Below are 22,416 nucleotides of genomic sequence, written 5' to 3' on the forward strand. Positions count from 1 at the left end.
ATTTGTGATCGATCACATTAAGTCAATGGGTGATCGATCACTATTTTGGTGATCGCCGCCGGCGGGACGATGCAGCTGCCTGCCCCGTCCCGCCAGTGGTGGTTACGGCACAGCCACCTTCAGCGGTTTGGACAACGTTTCGCCCGCGTGGTTGGCGAAAACGGCGGTTACTACGTGATCCCCGGATGCCATGGTGAGAGGCGTCTCTACGTGCTGCGCATTGGGAGTCGACGGCGCAAGGGCACCTTCGGCAACAAGCACACCATTGTCATAGATCCGGTAGGAGGAGGCATTGGTGCCCCACCAGAGGTCGGCCACCACCGTGCGCTGCGCTCCGCTTCCTGCGACCCTAACGACGGGCTGGCCCGGCGCCGCGTCCGCTACCTTGACGGCGACCGTTGTCGTTGCTGTGGAACCAGCTGAATTCACCAGTTCACCGGTGTATGCATATGTCCCGTTGAGACGATTGCTGATGTCAACGGTGGCATTCTGGGCGCTCACCCCGTCGGCAGTCAGAGGAACCGTCGCTATCAATACGCCGTTCTCAAAAAGCCTGAACGTCCGCGCGTTGGTGCCCCACCAGAGGTTCATCGTTACCTGGAAATTGCCATCGTGAAGACCATGGGCCCAGCCGCTCGTGGTGGACAGGACGCCGCGTGCAGGCGGAGCAGGATCGGTCACTGGCGGTGCAGGAACCGAGACAATCAACGAATACACAGTGCGCGCGGTGCCATCTGCCGATGCCACAGCAATCTTCACTACCTGCCCGTCAACAACAGCGAGAGCGTGCCCGGTGCCGCTTTGTACCGACGTCCCGTCCACATCAAGTTCCGACTGGGTCGCGGTGGTTGTCGGAATGACCGTCAGGGAGGTACTCCCTGACGGCAGCTCAACCGCGTACTCCTCCGTGTCGGAGGTGAATTCCGGCGAAAGATTGGATCCCGTCACGGACAGCTTGGAGAGTGTTGCGTCCGCATCGAGGAATCCGCGCTCAACCACCACGCTGTACTCCTGGCGCGTAGTACCGTCTTCGGCCGTCACCACCACGGGTATGGTGTTGGTACCTTCCACCAGCGCCAGCGGCTCCGACTCCACACCCGGTTGGACCGGGACGCCGCCAATCGTAATTCCAGCCACGGCGGCCGCCGTCGGGATCACAGCGATGCGCAAGTGATCCGTGCCGGCTGGAACAGCTGCGTGCCACGTGTTGCCCGAACGGGCTGCTGCAGCGACGTCCGTAGCCAAGGTCGCAATGCCTGCGTCGTTTCGATCCCGGTCGGTCCCTTGGAGGACACGTACGTCGTCGAAGTGCAGTGAGCCCGTATTGGAACTATTGGCATACCACTCAATCCGGGCAACCCCGCCCGTCAGGGGATTGCGGAATCCTACGTCCGTGAAAATCCGCCTGCCGTCGATGAGCAGGCTAAGGCGCTGGTTGACAGTATCCAGCTGGAGCGTGATGGTGTACCACTTGCCCGGCTCATAGGGCTGCAGCTCAGTGGATTGTGTCCCCTGGTAGGCGATGATCTTGCCCTTGCTGAAACCCACGGACGCGGCGATTTTTCCGTCACTTCCGTAGATGTAGGGTGCACTGAACCAATTCCCGCCCGACCCTGATGCGTCGTTGCGCATGACCCTGGCCTCCACGGTGACCAACCCTGTGAGCGGCTCTGAATAATTGCGTTGGACGCTGGTGGATCCAGTAGTCGAGGTTCGGGTGATCTTGGCCGCGCGCTGATCTCCCACATCCACCACCGACACCGATCCCCCGGATGGGTTGACGGTGTACCCGCCTGTGCCCGCGAAGGGCCCAAGTGGCTTGCCTGACATGTCATCTGCGAACAGAACCGTCGGCTCTATGGGCTGCAGTAGCAGCGCCCTGACCGGAGTGTCACCGCCTGGATCAACCACGACGCCGGTAGCCGAGGCAGCGCGACGGTCACCCGCCGTCGCCGTTACTGAGTACCCCTCACCAATGGGGGTCTCCATCCGGTAAGTGCCGGTAGCATCGGTTGTGGTACTGGCCGCCATAACGGTTCCGCTTCGGATCTCGACGGTCGCCCCAGCCAGAGGCGATCCCGTCTCATCGAACACTGCCCCATGAACGGTTCCCACGTTTGATGTGGACTGAAGCGGCAGGTCAGCAACGGACGACGTGCCCTTGGTTACTGAGACGGTGATCGGGCTTCCCTGGTAACCCGGCTTCTCAGCGGCGACTACTGCATCGCCGAACTCAACCTCCGCAAGGCGATACCAACCAGCGGCATCGGATGTCGCTGACCGTCCTTGACCGTTGACGGTAGCCGTGACGGATGCGCCAGCGATACGGCGGCCACTGGCATCCGTTACGAACCCAGCGATGCTCTCGGTCGTTGCAGCCTCGGGTGATACGTATTCAATGGCGCCGAGGTCGCGCGGGCCTACGGGTTCCCGGCCCGCATAATCCTCTGGCGCGGCCTCGGGCACGTCAATACTGCGGTTCACACCCAGCGATCCCGACTGCACGGCATAGCCGAGTGCCGTGGCGAGCTGCGGGCCGGATGCAGGCGTTCCGAACGGGCCAGCCACGTTGGGCGCAACAAATCCGGCATCCCCCACGAGTGCCTTGGTATCTCCGGCAGGAATCATCAGCGCAGCTCCGGAATAGAGATTGTTTCGATACGTGATGGTGGGGCTGGTGGTGAGTGTCGCATTGGCCACTGTGGAATGAATGACGTTGTTTGCGATGTCATACTTTGCATCGAGCGAGCTGCCGTAGCCATAGATCAGTTGCTGGGAAATGGTGTTGTAGATCGTGTTGTTGTAAATCCGGGCCGTGGCTGACCGGTCGGAATGCAGGTAGATCGGGTGGCGCTCGTTCTGGGCGATCACGTTGTTACGGATGATCGCGTCACCGAAATCGAATTGGCAGATCAGGATTCCGTCGCCATTGCCGTGCACATAGTTGTACTGTATGAGCTGCTTGGTGGTGGCCCTGTCAGGGTCGATGCCGCTATGGTCCGCCCCGCCGGCCTTCTTTTGTGTTTCGTAGACCTCGTTGTACTGAATGGTCACATCGTCCGCGCTGTAGGTCTCGATTCCCACAGTTCCCGCCCGGTAAACAGTGTTCCGCTCAATCAGGCCGCCGCGGACGTTTGTATATAGATGCCGTTGCAGGCGTAGTCGCTGCCATCCTGACGGATATAATTGCCCCGGACAGTGACATCGGTGTGCGGAGCAAACTTAGGGTCCGTGGGCGATGTGCGGGTTCCCCAACCGGTTCCCGCGGCGATGAGGTTGCCCTGGGCATCCCGGCCATCGCCGGTGTACTGCTTGATGGTGATGGCGGCAAAAGACGTGTTGATGACGGATGAATTCTGGATCAGGATATCGTTCAAAATTGTCGCGGTGCTTGGTGGATTCAGAACGTCGGGGACCGTCGTATCAAAGACGATGCCGCCTGTCTTCTTGGAGCCGTCCCAGCCAGTCTTGAAGTTGATTCCAGGCTCGTTGTTTGCCACAGAACCCGAGATCCAATTAACCTCGCCGGTCACGTCGTGTACGTCCACACCGTCAATGACGAAGCCGGACAGGGAGGCGGAGTTGTCACCCGACACATGGATGCCACGCAAGTCAGCCAGATTGTCGGCCTCAGACGCCCCGCCGACGCGCTGGTTGCTGATATCCAGATCACGGATGACCCAGTGCTGCTGATTGAAGAGACGAACGGCATCGTTCACCTCGCCGGCGCCGCGAATCGCTGGCTTGGCCCCCTCCCCGTACCTTCCGACTTCGATCGGCGCCGCTTCGGTACCGGAACCCTTGGGCCACAATTGGCCCGTCCATGAGTCGCCGGACTGCAGCAAGATTCGGTCACCCGGCGTAAATGTTGTTGCCGACACCTTGTCCAGCGTGCGCCATGCACTCTGCGGTGACCGACCATCACCATTGTCATCCCCCTCGGCGTCGAGGTAATAGACAGATGTTGTCGCGGCGCTGCCGACATCCGGCGTCACCGCATGGCTTCCTGCCGGAGTGAGCAGCGAGCCCACCAAACTGAACACAATACCTACGAGGGCTGCGGCGCCCGTGCCGCGTCTACTTCGGGAATGGGACATCGTTGTTCCTTTTCTTCGATGGGAATGTTGCCGGCGACGGTCGGAAAAGACGCCATAGTTCCGGGCGGGGTTCTGCTTCGAATGATTGGCGTGAGGGGTGCGGAGGACACCATCGACCATGAAAGCTCAGGTTTGCAGACGCGCTTGTGAGCGCTAACATGATTATGGTTATCGATCACTTTCCTGTCAATGGATGCGTACACCGCTCCTTGGAAAGGCCGACATTCGCTGTCAAAGGAGAAAGCAATGAGCCGCGTCAGCTTCAATGACGATTGGTCTGTACGGCCAAAGGTCAGCATCTTTGCCGACCAGCCCGGTGTTAGCGCCGGACTGGACGTGACGCTGCCCCACGACGCCATGATCGGTATGCAACGCAGCCCGGCCGCCGGCTCAGGATCACACGGAGGCTATTTCCCAGGTGGCGCGGTGGAGTACTCAAAGACCTTCAGAGTTCCCGAGACCTACCGGCAGAAGCGCTTGTCGCTGGAATTCCACGGCGTCTACAGAGACGCCATGGTGTTCGTCAACGGCCACTTCGCCGGACAGCGCCCCTTCGGATACTCAACCTTTGAGATCGCCATGGATCCGTTCCTTAAGTACGGGCAGGACAACACCGTGCGGGTTGAAGCGCGGGCACACGAGGACTCACGGTGGTACTCCGGACTGGGCATCCACAGGGACGTTTTCCTTACAGTCGCCAACCTCGTCCACGTGCCACGGAACGGCATACAGATTACGACGCCGGACATCACCGCCGGGCGCGCAGTCACGGTGGTTGCCACTACAGTCCACAACGCCGGTCTGCAAACAGTCACGGTAGACGTCGCCACCGAAATCATGGATGCCCGCCAGCAACAGGCTGCAAGGGACACGACCCCGGTCACGGTGCTTCCAGGCGAACAGGCCCTCGTCCGGCAAAGGATGTACGTCCGCGACCCCAAGCTCTGGGACGTCGAGGCTCCACACCTCTACACGGCCACCACCACCATCCTGCTCCTCGACAAAGTAGTGGATGCGAGCATCACGTCATTCGGCATCCGTTTCCTGCAACTGGACCCGGAGTCCGGCCTGCAAATCAACGGCACCACCATAAAGCTTCGGGGCGCCTGCATCCATCACGACAACGGCATTCTGGGAGCCGCTGCAATCGGTCGGGCCGAGGAACGGCGTATCGAGCTCCTGAAGGAAGCTGGCTTCAACGCAATCCGCAGCTCCCATAACCCGATAAGCCAAGCCATGCTCGATGCCTGCGACAAGCACGGGATGCTGGTGATGGACGAAACCTTCGACGTATGGACCGAGGGCAAATCTTCATTCGACTACTCACTCAATTTCGCTGACTGGTGGGAGCGGGACATCGAATCCATGGTGGCCAAGGACTTCAACCATCCCAGCGTGATTTTCTACTCCATCGGCAATGAAATCCCCGAGACAGGCACGGGCCATGGTGCTGGATGGGGCCGGAAACTGGCAGAGAAAATCAGGTCCTTGGACAGCACGCGATACCTTACCAACGGCATCAACGGCTTCGTGTCCACCCTCAGGGACGGGACCGCTCCCCCGCGTGAGGACGCATCGGTCGCCCCTACGCAAGGTGTCAACGATGTGATGAACCAGGCCGCCGAATTTATGAACAACGTCAGCGCCTCACCCTTGGTGACCGAAAGAACCGCCGAGTCGCACGCCGTCGTGGATGTCGCGGGCCTGAACTACGGCGAGAGCCGTTATCTCATGGACCGCGACCTTTTCCCTCACCGGCTCATCGTCGGCACTGAAACCTATCCGGGGCGGATTGCCGCCAACTGGGAAATAGTGACCGGAAACTCCCACGTAATTGGCGACTTCACCTGGACCGGCTGGGACTACCTCGGTGAAACCGGCATCGGCAGGGTCCGCTATGAGGAGGACAAGGAATTCGGCGCGGCATATCCTTGGATCGCAGCGTGGTGCGGCGACATCGACATCACCGGGCATCGCCGCCCCGCATCATACTTCCGGGAGATCGTGTTCGGCCTTCGGGACAGGCCATACATCGCAGTCCACCGCCCTGAACATTTCGGTCGCGAAGCCGGCGTTGGACAGTGGGCGTGGAGTGACTCCATCTCCAGTTGGACGTGGAACGCCAACCCCGGCGCCCCGGTTCGCGTGGACGTCTACAGCTCTGCCGACGAAGTGGAACTGCTGGTCAATGGGCGGTCGGTTGGCCGGCGCCCTGCCGGCATGAACCACTCCTGCCAGGCCTCGTTCGACGCCGCCTATCACCCGGGCGAGCTGACCGCCGTCGCGTACGTCAACGGTAAGGAACAGTCGCGCGAGACCCTCCACACGGCAACCGGGGCCATCCGCCTCCATGCCCGCGCTGAGAGGACCGACATTCATGCCGATAGCAGCGACCTTTGCTACATCACCTTGGAATTCATCGATTTCCAAGGAAACCTGGCCACCACCATCGAAGAACGACTCCACATCACCGTCGAGGGTCCCGCAGTTCTCCAAGCTCTGGGCAGCGCACGCCCGGACACAAAGGAAAGCTACACCAGCAACAGCCACATGACTTTTGACGGACGCGCCCTGGCGATCATTCGACCAACCGGCACAGGGACGATCGTTGTCACGGCCAAAGCGAACGGGTTCCAAGACGCCATCATCGTTGTGCAATCCATGTTCACAGACAGGCGTGCCTCGCCGTCCACTACGTTCTGATCAGGAACTACCGCCAATGTTCCCTTACATACTGAGGATCCTTGTCTGCGATGACCTCCGTGACGAGCGAAATCTCAGTATCCGAGCCCACCACGGCGATACCTTTGACTGAACCGTAGCCCTGTTTCCAAGCTTCAACAGTGTGCCGGCCGGGCGGCAACGCCAGCACTGCGCCACCCGATTCATCTGTCGTAGCAGCGTGATGACCGGCTCGAACGTGAGTCCCTGGCAGGGGTTCGATCTCCGCGTTAGTCGTGTTGAAAACCGTCACCGTCAGCGTGTGAGCGGGAGCAGGCACTGCTGCAACGCTGAAGGCGAAATGGCTGGTGCCGACGCTCGCATGCCACACGTGAAGTCCGGGCTCGGCAGGCACAGGCACTTCCACGCTGGTCCACCATAGCGCCAGGGTCCCCGGCCAGATGTTCCCGCCAAGTTTTCCACTCCCAACCTCATGGCCAGCAGCACCGCGAACGATAACTGTTTGGCCCGCCAAGGAACCGCCGCTGCGGGACCTCGCCCCAACATGCACTGAAAGCGTAGATCCGACGACGGCAGGACCGTCGGCACCCCATACCGCCAGGGTGATCTCTGGTTGTCCCGCAGCCACGGCTACACACCATCCTTATTGCTCGTTGGGCCGCTGCCGGTTCGGGCCTGCCCCGTCGAGACAGCAGCCCTGGCCGCGATATAGCCGAACGTGAACGCCCGCCCGAGTCCGTGTTGCGTGAAACCACTGGCGCAGTCCCCAGTGGCAAAAAGACCAGGGATCGCTGCCTCTTCCGTATCGATCACTTGTGCAGATCCATTGATCCTGAGTCCTGCGTAGCTGTCATGCACCACCGGGGTGTGCCATGCGGCGTAGAACGGTGGGCGTTGTATCTTGAACCGAGGCGTCGGTTTCTGATGATCAGGATCGACACCCTCGTCGACGCAACGGTTGTAGCGCTCGATTGTGGCCCGTAAGTTCCCGGGCGGCATGGGGCGCCATTGATATTCCATCTGGATTTGACCGGCAAGCTCTTCGATCGTGTCCGCACTGAAGAAGAAGCCATCGGTATCGACGTTTGGTGGCGTGACATTCCAACCTTCGCGCTCCACAGCCTCAGCATCAAAGATCGCCCAGATAGGGCCGCCACCGTTAAGTTTTTCCGGGTCTCCAGACCACGACATGGCTGCCGCAAAGTAGTCGTAGTCCCGCACGCCTGCAGTTTCGTCGTAAAAACGTACGCCACTTTCACGTACCAGGACCAAGTTCTGGTAATCGCTCGGCTTGAGCCCTGTGGCCTTTTCACGGAAGAAGTGGGGGCTGTCAACCGACCATAAAAGCCCATGGTAATTGGAACGTGTCCCCATAAGTCCTTTTGACAATTGCCCGTCGGATTCGTTCGTCTGTCCGGCAAAACCCCAGATACTCGCTCCGACTGCCATTGCAGCGACTTCACCGTCCGCCGTCTTCGGCGCCCAGTTCTGGCCTGTGTACTGATATTCCTCGGTAAGGCGTGGATCGAACATCCTCCGGAACCCAACGTTGCCCGAGTGCCCACCGGTCGCAAGAATCACGCCTTGGCGGGCCTTCACGGAAATCACTTCACCCGTGGGTGTGAAGTAGTCGTCCACCTCCACAATGGCCAATTTTGAGACTCGTCCTTTTGCGCCCTGTACATCGCGATCGCGATGCAGTGAAACCATCCGATGCTTGAGCAGGATGTGAACACCCAGTTCGCGTGCGGCTTTCTCAAGAGGACGGACAATGCCTGAACCAAACTGCCCGGGCACCACTTGACCGGCGGGCTCTTCCCATTCCAAGGAGAATGCGCGGCGCTTAACCGTGTCGAGTCGGTCTGCAGCGCCCAGCGGTCGCCACTTGACGTTGCCCACCTCGGTCATGAATTCAAACGTGGCTGCCGAGTTGTTGGCATACGCCCACACAACCTCCCGATCGTTGTAACGACCCAGAAGACTATCCGCGCGCACCCAGTCTTGGAAAAGCCTTTCGGGTGAGTCCTCGATGCCCTCGGCACGCTGCAGTGATGTGCCACCACCCAGGTAGGCACCCCCGCCGGAGAGAACTCCGCGTCCGCCGACGTCGAAATTCTGTTCAATCAGCAGCACGCTCGCTCCCAGATGGCGGGCCGTCAGCGCTGCGATCAGTCCGCCAGGGCCACCGCCCACAACCACAACGTCGTAGGACAGATCCTCATTGTTCGCGCTGGAGCTCACGACTTTTCTCCTCATGGCTGCGCGGGCTTTGATTTGGCACGCTTGATGCCCGGAATGGATGCAGCTGAAGGCCCGCGCTGACCCAATCCGTTTCAAGGACCTGACCGTTGTCGGAGTCCGTCACCGCCATTCTCCCAGCGGGCGAAATGGCAATGTTTGTGTACTTCTTTCCATCACCAGGACTGATCGTGTCCAGCAGCGCGCCCTCTGGACTGTACACCTGCAGGTCGCCGGGCGCCTTGCCCGTTATGGCACCGATCACCAGATTGCCATCCACGTCCCAAGCGAATCCGTCAGGGCGGCCGTGGTCAAGTTGCACGTGCACGTCCGGCTTTCCAAGCCTCCCTTCCCCTGTGAAGGGGAAGCGAAGAATGCGGCCCTCACCTCCCTGGGCTACGAAAAGGCTATCGTCGTCGGTGCTGAACCCGATGCCATTGGGATACCAGCCGACAGAAAACAGCAGTTCCGCTTCGCCGGTTGTGACGTCGATCCGCCAAAGCCGGCCGTCGTCGCGGGCGGGACCCCGGCTCGGGTCCGTCACGTAAAGATAACCATCTGGGCCAAAGCACAGATCGTTCGGGTAGATCGGGTCAGTGGTGAGGGTAACCATGGCACCGTCGGGGTAGACAGCCTGAACGCCTCCACTCACGCCCTCGGTCCGGTTTCCGGGCCATTGGCCGCCATTCTGGGCCACGTAGATGATGCCATCCCGGCCCTCTGCGGCACCGTTGGGTCCCCCGCCGGTCCGCGCCAGCGCCTTCGTCGTGCGGGCGGACGTCTCGTAGAGGATGCCTTGGTCCACCGAGACGAAGACCAGGCTTCCGCGTTGGGTAAATACTGGGCCTTCTGTGAATCCGACTCCAGCCGCGGCTGTCTGAAATTCCATGTTCAACCTCGTAAGTGTGGGTGGGGACTTGTCAGACGGAGGCTTCTGCCAAGACACGCAGGAGCCCGCAACGCAGGCATCGTAGGAGTTCCGGCAACGATGCCTGCGTTGTGCTGTGCGGCGCGCTAATCGTCCAGCAGTCGCCTACTCGAGGGAATGCAAGTGAGCGACGTCGTCGTCGTGGAAGTGGCGGTGGGCGGCCGATGGTGACATGCCGTTTTCGATGTCTACTTGGCTGCTCCGGTCGATTTCCTCCCGCTCCTCAGCCAGCTCCAGTACCTTCATCAGGATTTCGCTGGGTACAACTGCAATGCCCGACTCGTCACCCACCAACCAGTCCCCTGGGTTGATGAGGACGCCGTCAATGACGATGGGCACATTGAACCCAACGCTCTGGTAGACACCTTCGGAGGCTCGTAGGGAACGGCCTGCCGCGTGAACCGGCCAGTCGTGCTTCTCGAATTCAGCCACATCCCGAACAGCACCGTTCACCACGGCGGCGGCGAGATTCTGCTTCTTCGCGCCGAGCGCCGCCCGGTCCCCCCAAACAGCAGCATCTGTCAGTCCGTCTGCATCAACGAGGAGGACATCGCCCGGCTTGGCGTGCAATTCCTTGAGCTTTACCAGGCCGCGGGATTCATTGCCGGTCCGGCATTTTGCCAGCCGGAGCGTGGCTGCCGGCCCGGCAAACGCAACGTTGGTCGTGATCGGCTGAATGGCCTGTGACAGGTGTGGAGTCCGGATGCCCACGTGTTCCAAAGCGTCACTTACGTGGCCGGCCAGGACGGCGCGGAAACGCTTCGAGATTTCCTCCACGTCAGCAGCGATTGGCTCCACAGTGAGCGTATCGTGCTGGTGGTCGTGGTGGTGATGATCATGGTTGTGCTCGCCCATGTCGGAATGCCTTTCCAATTGAGAGTTTGGGACGGGCACCGTTGGTGTGAGGCTAACGTTGCCCGTAGAAGCAGTGTTCCTCTCAACGCAGCATGTCGGGTAGACCCATTTCGGCCTATACAGCATTCGAATTTTCGAATGGGGCACCTGCTCGGCGGTTCTTCGTGAACCGCGGGCGCTACCGGTTAACGCATGGATCCCAGCTCTTCCGAGAAATCAGCGCCAGGGTCCTGGTCAAGCCATTTCTCTTGCAGTTCTTTGCTGTTTCTGCGCAGAAGCGTCAGCATGTTGTGAGCCAAGGCAGAAACGTTCTCATCCGCGGTTAGTGCGAAAATGGTGCGTTTGAGCGGGGGCTCAACCAGCTGCACATGTATGGCGCCAGCCGTTGGATAACTGGTCAAACGGGACAACAAAGCAATCCCGATCCCAGTGCCCACCAGGGCCTGCGCGACGTGGTAACTGGCAGTTTCCATGACCACATTCGGGACGAATCCCACCGACTCTGCCGCATCATCAAGCTGCTGTCGCGCGGGGTGGCCGGTCGATATCGCAATCCACGCCTCGTCCTTGAGGTCGCGAAGGCGAAGACCCCCCTCCTTCTCAGAAATGGGCACAGCGGGGTGGTCGATTGGAAGGCACAGGACAGTGAAGTCATCCAAAAGGTGGTGCGCCTTCACTCCCGCAATCGCGGGAAAGGCCTCCTCGTAGATGGCGACAAGTGCGATGTCCAGTTCGCCGCGGGCTACCATTTCGGCCCCATTCGGCGAGGAAATCTCAAAGACACTGAGCTTGACTTGCTTGTTCCGGTGGCGAAGCGCTGTGAGGGCCGGGGGCAGCAAGTGCTGACCGGCGGCCCGGAACGTACCTATGCGAAGTTCGCTGGTAAGTGTCGCCAGCAGGGAGTCCACGGTCGCCTCCGCCGTGGCCACTTCAGCTGCAATTACTTCACCCGATCTGGCAAGGGACGCTCCTACAGGGGTCAGTCGCGCGCCCCTTGGTCCACGAAGAACCAGACTGATGCCAACGTCTTTCTCCATCTTTGCCAACTGGCTTGTGACTGCCGACGGCGTTCTTCCCAGTGCGTCCGCGGCTTGCGCCAGGGATCCGAAACGGCCGATCTGCGCCAAGAGTAGGAGCTGGGATGGGGTTAGCATTCAGTAATTCTAACGCTCCATGCCAGCACGGCGGGATTCCCGCAGTGCCTGCTGAGTGCCAGACTCCTTGAAAGCGAGATCCACGTCACAGTCGACTGGATCTCCGTGCGACAAAGAACGTCGCGCCCGGCCTCGCTGGCCGCCGGCACTACCGGAAGGAGCAGTTTCATGCAGATCTTCAGAGCAAGCGATGCTGGTGTTCAAGAATCCAAGCAGCTCAACTCCGGCAAGCTGAACTTTCGTCAGCTTCTTGGAGGGGACCCTCTCGGGGATCCGGCTGGTACCGCGCAGTATGGGCCTCAGGCCTTCCTGGCGACTTTTCTTCCCAACGATCCCGGCGACTCGATTCCACGGCGCTCACACCCTATCCCGCAGTTTCAGGTGGTCGTCAGCGGCGAGGCGACGGTTGGCCGACATCTGGTCCGGCCTGGTTCCTTCCACTATTCCGACGCCGATTCTGCATCTGGACCCATAACCCCACTGGACCCCAAAATCGGGCTGACGTACTTCACTTTGAAGCCCGACTACAACAGCCGACCGGCGTCGGAACATACCGTCGAAGGACAAGACTCGGTGCGAACACCGCGAAGCATCGTCGGTTCCGGCATTCACAGTAAATTAGGCGCCGACGTCCTTGTCACTGAACTGGTCGGCCCCGAAGACGACGGGCTGAGCGTATCTTCCATCTCTGTTCCTGCCTGCACAACCTTCACTCCCCAAAACGGAGCAAGCCACGGCGGGAGGTACTTGATTGTGTTGGAAGGGCGCCTCTCATTCGCAGGGACGGACTTGCCAGCCGGAAGCCTGGTCTTTCTGGCGCCTCATGAAACTGCCGACTTCACCGCTACCCAGGACCGCAGCGAGCTACTCCTCCTTCAGTTTCCAGCACTGGAGCACGCCCCCTGACGGTCCTCGTCCAGCCGCGAACACATGTACACCCCCAACCCCGTGGATCTAACCCCTCTTAACCTAGGAGCAGCAATGAAGCGCTTACTGGCCTACCCCGCCGCCGTCCCGGCAGCTTGTGCGCAATCAGCCAAGCCGTCGTCGGATCAGGCGGAATTGTCCCGCCTCCCGGATCGCCGGACAACGAAGTCCCTGACCCGTCGGGTCGCCCCCTTCGCTGCTGCAGTCATGGCAGCGACACTGCTATCTGCATGCAGCGCATCGGACCTCAACAGCGTGGGGTCACAAGGAACCAGCGCTGGGGGTCAGTGCGCGGCCACTGACATTGCAGGTGTAGAGGAGATGGCCAAGAAGGAGGGCAGTCTGGTCCTCTATACCGCGACACACGACGGGATCAACAAACCAGAGGTGGCAGCGTTTTCGGAAAAATACTCCGGGATAAACGTTCAGGTCACTCGCCTGGCCGGTGGTGACCTCGCAGCACGTTTCGCCAGCGAGCGAGCTGCTGGAGCAAACAGCGCCGACATCATCAAGAGCTCGGACAACCTCATGTTTGAAGAAAACAGTGAATGGTTCAGCCCAATCAACAACTCGGCTGTCCCGAATCTCTCAACCCTGGACGACAGATGGAAGGAGCCGGTGTACTTCTCAACTTTCGCCGGCCCTTTTGTTGTTACAAGTAACAGCAAAGCACTCACCGGCAAAGCTCCCTCCACGTGGAAAGATCTCGCAGCTCCCGAATATGCAGGCAAGGGTGGCCTGGCTGACCCACGGCCGTCGCCTGCTTTTCTCGCAACTTACGAAGAGCTGAGGGAATTGTACGGAGACGATTACTTGAGAACTCTCGGATCAAGTGGTTACGACTTCTGGGAGAGTTCCTCGGCGGCTGTTCAGGACCTTGCCGCCGGTGTGGAGCCGTTCATCGGGCCGAACCAGGAATCGCATTCTTCAACGCTCCGCAAACAAGGCGCCCCGCTCCAGGTCAACGCAATATCGCCTTCAATTGGGATTCTCCACTCGGTTGCGGTGAGTTCAGCAGCGCAACATCCGTGCGCGGCAGCCCTCTATGCCAACTTCCTGCTCTCCCACGAAGGACAAACGGCATCCTGCCAGGGCGAGTACCAGTCCTTGATCTACGGCGACATCCCCAACTGCCGCCAGGTTGACCCCGAAATGATTGTCATCGATATAGCGAAGGGCCAGAAGAACAAGGACCAAATCCTCAGCCTCCTCGGCCTGAAGTGACCCCAATTCCTAAAGGCGCCACTGTTTGACAGCCGCCGAGAGCATCAGATTGGTATAGACATGATTGTAAAAACTCGCAGTTTACCCAAATCCGCCACGCAAGCGAGGGACACGGCAGCCACGCTGGATAAGTCAGCATCGGCACCCAACGGTAAAGACCTTCGGCTTGAGATCACCGCGTTGAAAAAAGACTTCGTCCGCTCCGGGGGGATGCGCGTTCCAGCCGTCGATGACGTCACACTTGAAGTGCATTCCGGCGAGATCGTAGTGCTTCTCGGGCCCAGCGGCTGCGGTAAATCAACGCTGCTGCGCTGCATCGCCGGCTTGGAAACACCAGATACCGGCACCATCCGCATCTCTGGCGAGACAGTATTTGCCGGCTCCTCAGGGCTGGTGGTTCCCCCGGAACGCCGCGACATCAACATGATGTTCCAGTCCTACGCGTTGTGGCCACACATGACTCTGGAGGACAACGTGTCATATCCCCTCCGGGTTGCGGGCGTCAAAGCCGCCTCTGCCCGCAAACGCGCAGAGGAGTACTTGGACCTGGTAGGCCTTGCGGGGCTCGGCCGACAGCACCCATCGAACATCAGCGGCGGTCAGCAACAGCGCGCTGCCTTGGCCCGAACCCTTATATCCGAACCGGCAGTTGTGCTGTTCGATGAACCTCTGTCCAATGTTGATGCCAAGGTCCGCGTCCAGTTGCGGAGCGAGTTGGCACGTATCCACCGCGAGCTCGGCTTTGCGGCCGTCTATGTAACGCACGACCAGGTTGAAGCCATGGGAGTAGGAACGTCCATCGCGGTGATGCGCGGCGGTAAGATCGCCCAACTTGATCAGCCAGTGGAGTTGTACGAGTACCCAACCAGCCGTTACTCCGCTGAGTTTGTCGGAGACGCCAATATCTTTGAAGGTCGCATTGTGGACGTCACCGGGGAGGTATCTATTCTCTCCACTCCTGTGGGAAACCTTCGGGCAAAGGGACTACGCCACCCTCGGCTGTCCGCCGCTAAAACAGACCATGAAAGCGTGATCATCATGGTTCGACCCGAGTACTGCACCTTGGCCGCCCCTGGTGATCATTCAGATCCGGCATCGAACCGAATCCAAGCGGTGGTTGAGAGCGTTCTCTACGGAGGATCCCGCACTGAGTACACCTGCCGGGCAGGGGATCAGGTCATCACAGCTTGGGCATCTGAGCACGTGCTGAGGTTCCAAGCAGGTGACCACGTCACGGTCGGCATCAGCGAGGACTCGCTCCGTATCGTAGATGTGGAGCGCTGACATGGCTGTTATCGATCTCTCCCGACCAAGCACGGATGAGGCTGGATCGGCGCGCCGGCAAAAGCTGCCGAAGCCCTTTACTATTCTCATCGGGGTAGTCGCTCTTGTAATTTTGTTCCTGACAATATTTCCGTTGCTCAAGATTCTGGGCTTCTCCACGACCCTCGTCACTGATGGATCGCTGCAGGAAATCGTTTCGGCACCCTGGTTCTGGCCCATGATCCGGGACACGACGATCGTGGTGGGCGCCCACGCAGTCATTACCGTTGCGATAGCGGCGGGCCTCGCGTGGATCAATGAGCGGACCAATGCTCGTATGGGCGTTCTCAGCGACATTTTGCCGCTTGTACCACTTTTCCTCCCGGCAGTGGCAATGGCGATCGGTTGGTCAGTGCTTGCGGCCCCGGACGTTGGATTCTTGAACGGAGCGCTCAGCAGCGTGCTCGCCCCGCTCGGCATTGACTGGCAACTCAACATCTACAGCTATGCAGGCGTGATCTTCGTTTATGTCCTTCACTCCGTGCCGTATGCCTACCTGCCCATTGCTGCAGCATTCCGAAATGCCGATTCCAGCCTGGAGGAGGCGGCACGCGTTTCGGGGGCCAGCAACTGGACTGTCCTGAGGACGATATCTATCCCCGCTATCATCCCGGCCGTGGTTTCAGCCTTCGTCCTAGTAACGATTGTGGGATTCTCCGTCTACTCCGTTCCGGTTGTCCTTGGCAACAAGGCGGGTCTGCAGATTCTGCAGGTACAGATCGTGAATTCCATTCAGGGGAGCTATCCGGCGCGATACGACCACGCAATCGCCATCAGCACGCTCCTGCTCGTGACATTGGCCCTGTTCTGGTTCGTGCAGAACCGGATCACACGGAAAGGCCACTTCGCCAAGATCGGCGGCAAGACCGGCAAAGCGCTGAGGGTCGAACTCGGACGCAGCCGCTGGGTGTTCCGCAGTCTGCTCGGGCTATATCTCCTCCTGTCGGCCGTACTGCCAGTGGCAGCTCTCATTGTCGTGAGTTTTCAGGCATTCTGGCAACCGAACCTGGTCACGTCCATATGGACTCTGGATCACTTCAAGTCCGTGCTCCTGGACAATCCAATAGCCGGTGCGGCAATCCGGAACTCCTTGGGACTCGGACTGATTGTGGGTGCCATCACGGTGGTTTTGGCGGCACTTGTGGTTGTGTACGCGCAGATTTCGAAGGGTCGCCTTGGCAAGTACGCAAACTGGACCGGCAAAGTGGTGCCCGCCGCAATCCCGAATTCAGTGCTTGCAGTCGGTTTCATTTTGGCGCTCTCCGGTCCACCCTTCTCTCTAGGCGGGACTCTGCTGATCGTGGCTCTGGCCTACTTCATCGCTTTCCTGCCATACGCATCAATCGCCATTGAATCCTCCGCAGCCCAGATTGGCGGGGAACTTCGGGAAGCGTCGGCTCTTTCCGGAGCAGGTCCAGGCAGAACCTTCCGCAGCGTGATCCTGCCTCTCCTGCGCCCCGGACTTTTCGCGGCATGGGCTCTGGTCTTCGTCCGGGGAACCGGCGAACTGGAGATGGCCGTCCTTCTCGGCAGCGGAAACTCTCCGCTCATGGGGTTCTTGCTGCTGGACGTCTTCCAGCAGGGTAGCTACAACCAGATGGCCGCCCTGGCACTCACCATGACGTGCCTAACGATGCCGGTGGTGTTCATCATGATGCTTCTGGGTAAGCCTCGTTGGAAGCGATCATTCAGTGCCTCCAGGAAGAGTAAAGCTTCCTGATCAAGCCCCTGACACCGCCGTGGTATCGCCCTTTCGACGCCTGGCATCCGACCATCACCAATGACTTCAACCACGAGTGCCGCCCCCTGAGCCGGCCGCTGGTGCATCAACCATGGGTAGAGAACGCCCACTTAGCCCCACCGGAGGAACCCAATGTCACAGAAGCCCCCTCTTGACGGACTGCGCGTCATCGAAATTGGAAGCATTTACGCGGGACCGTATTGCTGCCAGCTGCTCGGCGACATGGGTGCCGAGGTGATCAAGATCGAGCGCCCAGGGCTGCCTGACCCCTTGCGCACCTGGGCCCACACGGACGACCGCGGCGTCAGCTATCACTGGTCCGTTGTCTCAAGAAACAAGCATTGCGTAACACTCGACGTAAAGACTGCTGAAGGCCGGGAGATCTTCCTTGACCTGATAGCAAAGGCTGACATTCTGGTGGAAAACTTCCGACCAGGAACGATGGAGAAATGGCAGCTGGGCCCCTCCGATCTGGAGAAGATCAACCCGCGCCTCATCTACGCACGGGTGTCGGGATATGGGCAAACGGGCCCCTACGCTGCCCGCCCCGGCTTTGGCCTCATCGGTGAAGCGATGAGTGGGCTCCGCTCGATTACGGGAGAGCCCGGGAGGGCACCGATCCGAGCCGGTGTCAGCATCGCAGACGCCGTAGCGGGCATGTTCACAGCATACGGTGTGCTCGCTTGCATCCACGAGCTCAAGAGCAGCGGAAAAGGACAGGTGGTGGACACTGCCCTCTATGAATCGTTGTATGCCCTGATGAAGGACTTCACTGCGATGTGGGAAGCAGATGGGATCGTCAAGCCACCTGTAGGGACACGCATCCCCCGCGTCGTGCCCACCGGAATCTATACGACAGCCGAGGATAGCTTCGTGGTCATCGGAGGTGGCACCACCGCTGTCTTCGCCCGCTTGGCTGCTGTCATGGGGCGGCCTGAGCTGGCGCAGAAATACTCCACACCCGGGCTTCGTGCGGACAATGAGGAGGAGATCGAGGCCGCTATCGAAGCCTGGGTTGCTACTCAGTCCGCTACAGAGGTATTGGACATCCTTGAAGATGCCGGAGTTCCCGCTTCGAAAGTTTACGGCCCCCAAGACATCCTTGAGGATCCGCAGTACCAAGCCCGCGATATGTTGCTCCCCGTGGACTGGCCGGGGAAGGGGGTGCTTCATTTTCCGGGGGTGGTTCCGAAACTGTCCCGCACGCCAGGCCGAGTGACGAGCACATTGCCTGAGATGGGCGAGTCCAACGAGTATGTGTTCACAGAGTTGCTGAGCAGAACCCCGGATCAACTCGTGGCCTATGGAGAAAAGGGAGTCATCTGATGGCGTCCTCCTCTGTCATCTCCGGTGTAGGGGACAGCACCTATCAACTGAAGTCAGGCCGGACCGTGATATCTCACATGGGTGAAGCCGTGGCCAGGGCCCTCCAAGACGCCCAGCTTGCCCACAAGGAAATCGACGGACTGATTGTCTCAGGAGGGCTGGACTATGACCTCGTGGCAACTAACCTCGGGTTGGAGACTCGGACCACATTTCAGACCTGGAACCACGGACGCTTCACGGGACCAGTCCTGCAGATGGCAGACGCGGCCGTCCGTACGGGCCAGGCATCAAACATCCTGTGTCTGCATGGACGTTCGGGTACCCGGGCCTTCGGCGGCCCAGCCGAGCGTGAAACCCTCCGTGAAGGCGGGGGCCCGCACGGTGAGGTGAGCCACTACGGCCTTACCGCCCCTGGCTCGGGTGCGGCCATGGCATGGCGGCGATACACAGAGTTATACGATGCAGATCCGGATTCTTTGGCCGCGGTCGCCGTGTCTCAGCGCGCCAACGCGCAGCGAAATCCCAACGCGGTGTTGCGCGATGTGCCGCTCGACGAAGCCACTTACCTCGCCAGTCCTTGGATTATTGAGCCTCTGCGCCGGCCTGACTTTGCCTTGCCGAATGATGGTGCTGTGGCGGTTATCCTCAGCAGGGACAGCGGCCAAGGAGTTCGCCTTGTGGAGACGCAGGGGATGCGTGCAGGTCGAAGCGAAGTCCCGTTTGGCTACCCTGGATTGGGCATCGGCTACCAGGATTCGGATGCTGTTCGCGAGTCTTCACAACCCGTTTACCAGAAGACCGGACTCTCCCCGCAGAGTATCGATGTTGTCTCGATCTATGACAGCTTTGCGCCGCAAGTAGTGTTCGACCTGGAACGCTTCGGCTTTTGCGATCCTGGCATGGGCTGGAAATGGATCGCAGATGGAAGAACGAGATTCGACGGCCCCAATCCCGTGAACACATCCGGAGGACATATCGCAGAGTCCGGCCAAGGGGGCTGGAACCATGTTGTAGAGCTGAGCCGCCAACTACGCGGCCAATGCGACGCTCGGCAAGTAGCGGGTGCTCGCCTGGGTCAGTACATCGGCCCCATGGGGTCATCAATCATTCTGGAGGCCACTTCGTGAATACGTATCCCTCGGTTCCCCCGGCCTTGCTGCCAGGCCGCACCCTCGACAATGAAGGATTCTGGGAGAACGCTCGCCGGCACCAGTTGGTCATTCCTGAGTGCCGGCAGTGTGACCATGTCTATTACCCAATATCGCCGCGTTGTCCGAATTGCTTTTCTGAGGACGTTGGTTGGCAGCGGGCTCCAACAACAGGCATCGTCAGCAGTTGGGTCCGCTACCATAAACGCTATTACCCGTGGATTGAGCCGCCCTACATAGTGGCCCTCGTGGAATTATTGCCTACCGTCCGGATGACCACACTGCTTTGGCCGCCGCCGTCCGGGCAACCGGCGGTTGGAAGTCGGGTTTCGCTTGGGTTTGTTGACCTCTCCGAAGAGGTGACTTTGCCAGTCTTTGCCCTGGATGAATCACCCGAGCAACGGAAGAAACCCGTTTAGAGTCGGTCGAAAGGATGCCAAGCCGGGTCTTGCGCCTTGTGGCATGGCATCCGCGATCCAGCATTGCCAAGCGATCAGCCACGATTCCATCGGCGGGAAGAACTGGTCGGCATTCGCCCGGGCTATCGGTCGATCCGCGAAAGGGCGGCACCTCCAACGAAGGTGCCGCCCTTTCAGCTATGCGGCACCGTGTTATGACCAGACGTGCGCTGCAGGGTTACCCACTTAGGCTTCCTCCAGCAACCACTGCCCCTGAGAGGTCGCTACGTCTGGGCGAAGATCTTCGCAACCTCGTCCCGGAGGATAGCCGAAACGGCCGTCGCCGCAATCGAAGGTGTCCCTTTTCCGGCCCAAGCCATCACTACTTCCCGATGCAGGGCCGGATGGATGATTCGAGCCTGTTCGAGGACACCGGCCGCTACTTCTGCTCGTACGGCGGAAATCGGCAGCACCGTGATTCCGAGGCCCTGCGCAGCTATTTCCAGGAGGATGCGGAATGAGTCGGCTTCGATGACCACATTCATGGGCGCGTTGGCACGCTCTGCCGCATCGGCAATGATACGCCGCACCCCATGCGAGGCACTCGGAAGGGCAAGTGGTTCGCTCACGAGCGCCTTCAGTTCCACTTCTGCCAGGTTGGCAAGACGCCCACCCTTATCGGCAATCGCTACAAGTTCCTCATTCCCAAATGACTCTGTGGGCATTTGCAACGAATCGCCCGGCCCATAGAGAACCGCGAGATCGAGTTGCCCACGATGCAACCAGTCGACCAAGTGGCCCGTGTAGCTCTCTGACATCACTAAGGACACCCCTGGAAATTCAGCGAGGACCCGCCGGGCAACTGTGCCGGCAACTTGGGCGCTCACTGTAGGCACAAGTCCAACGTGAACATGACCGGTCGGCGCACCGGTGAACGATCGGAGATCATCACGCAGGCGGTCGACATCCCGCTGGAGCTCTGTGGTTCTCTCGAAGAGTAGTTCACCCGCAGGCGTTAGGCGCATGCCGCGCCCGTCCCGGAAGAACAAGGCATTCCGGAGCTCCGCTTCCAACACCTTAATCTGACGGCTGAGGGCCGGTTGGGCGATATGAAGGCGATCCGAAGCCTTAGTGACACTCCCCAGCTCCGCCACTGCGCGAAACGTTTGCAATTCCTTGAGATCCATTGCCGATCACCACCTCCGATAAAGCGTACGACGTGTTCTTGTCATCGTCTGACTGTGATGACAGACCGGGCTCCGTCAACTCTCCGCCGCCCCTGTGATGCAGGCGGTATTCCGAGGCAGCATATCTGAATGATGCGACCGGCATGCCACATCTCTGGTGACTCGGATCACTCGATGTCTAGGCTCTAGTTACCGCCAAACCAACGAGTGACGCGATCTGCCGTCAGCGATGTGGGCAGCAAGGGAGCTGCCCGCGTTGAGTTCAGATCAAAGTCACTGTCGTCCCCTCCATCGATGACTTCGTAGCAAGGAAGTAGCTTGAACAGTTCCTACGCCCCGCCCGTTCACCAGTCCGCGCAAATCCGCCCAACGGACGGCCCTATGGTCTCGCTGAAAGGGGTAAACAAGCATTTCGGACCACTCCATGTCTTGAAGGATGTGGACTTGGAGGTGGACGAAGGACAGGTGGTGGTCCTTATTGGCCCCTCAGGTTCAGGTAAGTCAACGCTCTGCCGGACGATTAATCGCCTCGAAGCAGTTTCCTCAGGCACAATCCGTGTCGACGGGCAGGTGTTGCCCCAGGAAGGTCGTGAACTGGCTGCCTTGCGTGCCCAAGTCGGTATGGTCTTCCAATCGTTCAACCTGTTTTCTCACATGACAGTGCTCGAAAACGTGACGCTTGGTCCAACCCGGCTGAAGAGAATCAGTAAAGCCGAAGCGGAGAATCAGGCATTGACCCTGCTGGAGCGAGTTGGGGTTGGGCAGCAGGCTCACAAACTACCCGCCCAACTCTCCGGCGGACAACAGCAGCGTGTCGCCATCGCCAGGGCATTGGCAATGGACCCCAAGGTGATGCTTTTTGACGAACCAACCTCAGCTCTTGACCCGGAGATGATCAACGAGGTTCTCGAGGTGATGATCGAGCTTGCCAAAGAAGGCATGACGATGATCGTGGTGACCCACGAAATGGGATTTGCCCGCAAGGCTGCCGACCGTGTGGTGTTCATGGCAGATGGCGAAATCATCGAGGACCAGACCCCCCAGGGCTTCTTCACCAATCCGACCAGTGAACGTGCCCGCGACTTCCTCTCGAAGCTGATCACTCACTGACCACCTTCGACGCCGGCGCCGTTCAGTGCGCCCAAGTCCATCAATCCTGCTTTGGTGACCGCCGATGCGCTGCGGAAG

The 22,416-nt window shown here is 59.7% G+C and carries 17 protein-coding genes; 9 read left to right on the forward strand and 8 right to left on the reverse strand.

Going from position 1 to position 22,416, the window contains the following annotated elements:
- Positions 1-102 precede the first annotated feature (102 nt).
- Positions 103-3,084, reverse strand: coding sequence for a carboxypeptidase regulatory-like domain-containing protein (locus ACIQH5_RS03085; protein ID WP_400400167.1), 2,982 nt, complete (start codon positions 3,082-3,084; stop codon positions 103-105).
- Positions 3,085-3,116: 32 nt separating this feature from the next.
- A complete protein-coding gene (locus ACIQH5_RS03090) occupies positions 3,117-4,097 on the reverse strand; it encodes a hypothetical protein (RefSeq protein WP_400400169.1) in 981 nt (326 codons plus the stop codon).
- Between the two features lie 246 nt (positions 4,098-4,343).
- Here ACIQH5_RS03090 and ACIQH5_RS03095 point away from each other — a divergent pair, with 246 nt between their 5' ends.
- On the forward strand, positions 4,344-6,800 hold the full coding sequence (locus ACIQH5_RS03095) for a glycoside hydrolase family 2 TIM barrel-domain containing protein (protein ID WP_400400171.1): 2,457 nt from the start codon (positions 4,344-4,346) through the stop codon (positions 6,798-6,800).
- Positions 6,801-6,807: 7 nt separating this feature from the next.
- Here the strand turns inward: ACIQH5_RS03095 and ACIQH5_RS03100 are convergent, their stop codons facing one another.
- The 5 genes from ACIQH5_RS03100 to ACIQH5_RS03120 form a co-directional block, all read right to left on the reverse strand.
- Positions 6,808-7,407 carry a carboxypeptidase-like regulatory domain-containing protein gene (locus tag ACIQH5_RS03100; protein ID WP_091328123.1) on the reverse strand — a complete coding sequence of 200 codons (600 nt, stop codon included), beginning with the start codon at positions 7,405-7,407 and terminating at the stop codon, positions 6,808-6,810.
- Between the two features lie 2 nt (positions 7,408-7,409).
- A complete protein-coding gene (locus tag ACIQH5_RS03105; RefSeq protein WP_400400173.1) occupies positions 7,410-9,035 on the reverse strand; it encodes an FAD-dependent oxidoreductase in 1,626 nt (541 codons plus the stop codon).
- Positions 8,998-9,906 carry an SMP-30/gluconolactonase/LRE family protein gene (locus ACIQH5_RS03110; protein WP_091328144.1) on the reverse strand — a complete coding sequence of 303 codons (909 nt, stop codon included), beginning with the start codon at positions 9,904-9,906 and terminating at the stop codon, positions 8,998-9,000. The genes ACIQH5_RS03105 and ACIQH5_RS03110 overlap by 38 nt, the downstream gene beginning before the upstream one ends.
- Before the next feature lie 144 nt (positions 9,907-10,050).
- On the reverse strand, positions 10,051-10,800 hold the full coding sequence (locus tag ACIQH5_RS03115) for an RraA family protein (RefSeq protein WP_400400175.1): 750 nt from the start codon (positions 10,798-10,800) through the stop codon (positions 10,051-10,053).
- A gap of 185 nt (positions 10,801-10,985) precedes the next feature.
- Positions 10,986-11,954: a LysR family transcriptional regulator gene (locus tag ACIQH5_RS03120; protein ID WP_091328150.1), complete on the reverse strand. Its 969-nt coding sequence runs from the start codon at positions 11,952-11,954 to the stop codon at positions 10,986-10,988.
- A 168-nt stretch (positions 11,955-12,122) separates the two neighbouring features.
- Between ACIQH5_RS03120 and ACIQH5_RS03125 the strand changes: the two genes are divergently transcribed.
- The 7 genes from ACIQH5_RS03125 (at position 12,123) to ACIQH5_RS03155 (ending at position 20,062) form a co-directional block, all read left to right on the forward strand.
- Positions 12,123-12,860 carry a hypothetical protein gene (locus ACIQH5_RS03125; RefSeq protein WP_400400177.1) on the forward strand — a complete coding sequence of 246 codons (738 nt, stop codon included), beginning with the start codon at positions 12,123-12,125 and terminating at the stop codon, positions 12,858-12,860.
- Between the two features lie 75 nt (positions 12,861-12,935).
- Positions 12,936-14,105, forward strand: a complete 1,170-nt coding sequence (locus ACIQH5_RS03130; RefSeq protein WP_175538800.1) for an extracellular solute-binding protein — start codon at positions 12,936-12,938, stop codon at positions 14,103-14,105.
- 60 nt (positions 14,106-14,165) lie between these two features.
- Positions 14,166-15,389: an ABC transporter ATP-binding protein gene (locus ACIQH5_RS03135; RefSeq protein WP_400400179.1), complete on the forward strand. Its 1,224-nt coding sequence runs from the start codon at positions 14,166-14,168 to the stop codon at positions 15,387-15,389.
- A gap of 1 nt (position 15,390) precedes the next feature.
- Positions 15,391-17,148 (forward strand): iron ABC transporter permease, encoded by a 1,758-nt coding sequence (locus tag ACIQH5_RS03140; protein ID WP_175538801.1) that lies wholly within the window; start codon positions 15,391-15,393, stop codon positions 17,146-17,148.
- 153 nt (positions 17,149-17,301) lie between these two features.
- Positions 17,302-18,495: a CaiB/BaiF CoA-transferase family protein gene (locus tag ACIQH5_RS03145; RefSeq protein WP_091328163.1), complete on the forward strand. Its 1,194-nt coding sequence runs from the start codon at positions 17,302-17,304 to the stop codon at positions 18,493-18,495.
- Positions 18,495-19,622: a thiolase family protein gene (locus ACIQH5_RS03150; protein WP_400400182.1), complete on the forward strand. Its 1,128-nt coding sequence runs from the start codon at positions 18,495-18,497 to the stop codon at positions 19,620-19,622. The genes ACIQH5_RS03145 and ACIQH5_RS03150 overlap by 1 nt, the downstream gene beginning before the upstream one ends.
- A complete protein-coding gene (locus ACIQH5_RS03155) occupies positions 19,535-20,062 on the forward strand; it encodes a Zn-ribbon domain-containing OB-fold protein (protein WP_368086907.1) in 528 nt (175 codons plus the stop codon). Before ACIQH5_RS03150 ends, ACIQH5_RS03155 begins: the two co-directional genes overlap by 88 nt.
- 263 nt (positions 20,063-20,325) lie before the next feature.
- On the opposite strand, the gene ACIQH5_RS03160 is transcribed toward ACIQH5_RS03155, so the two are convergent.
- The gene (locus ACIQH5_RS03160; RefSeq protein WP_400400184.1) at positions 20,326-21,228 is read right to left on the reverse strand and encodes a LysR family transcriptional regulator; all 903 of its coding nucleotides are present in this window, start codon (positions 21,226-21,228) and stop codon (positions 20,326-20,328) included.
- Positions 21,229-21,609: 381 nt separating this feature from the next.
- On the opposite strand from ACIQH5_RS03160, the gene ACIQH5_RS03165 reads away from it, so the two are divergent.
- Complete coding sequence (locus ACIQH5_RS03165) at positions 21,610-22,338, forward strand: amino acid ABC transporter ATP-binding protein (protein WP_400400246.1); 729 nt, start codon at positions 21,610-21,612, stop codon at positions 22,336-22,338.
- Positions 22,339-22,416 lie beyond the last annotated feature (78 nt).

The sequence above is a fragment of the Paenarthrobacter sp. NPDC091711 genome, assembly GCF_044756605.1.
Taxonomy (GTDB): Bacteria; Actinomycetota; Actinomycetes; order Actinomycetales; family Micrococcaceae; genus Arthrobacter.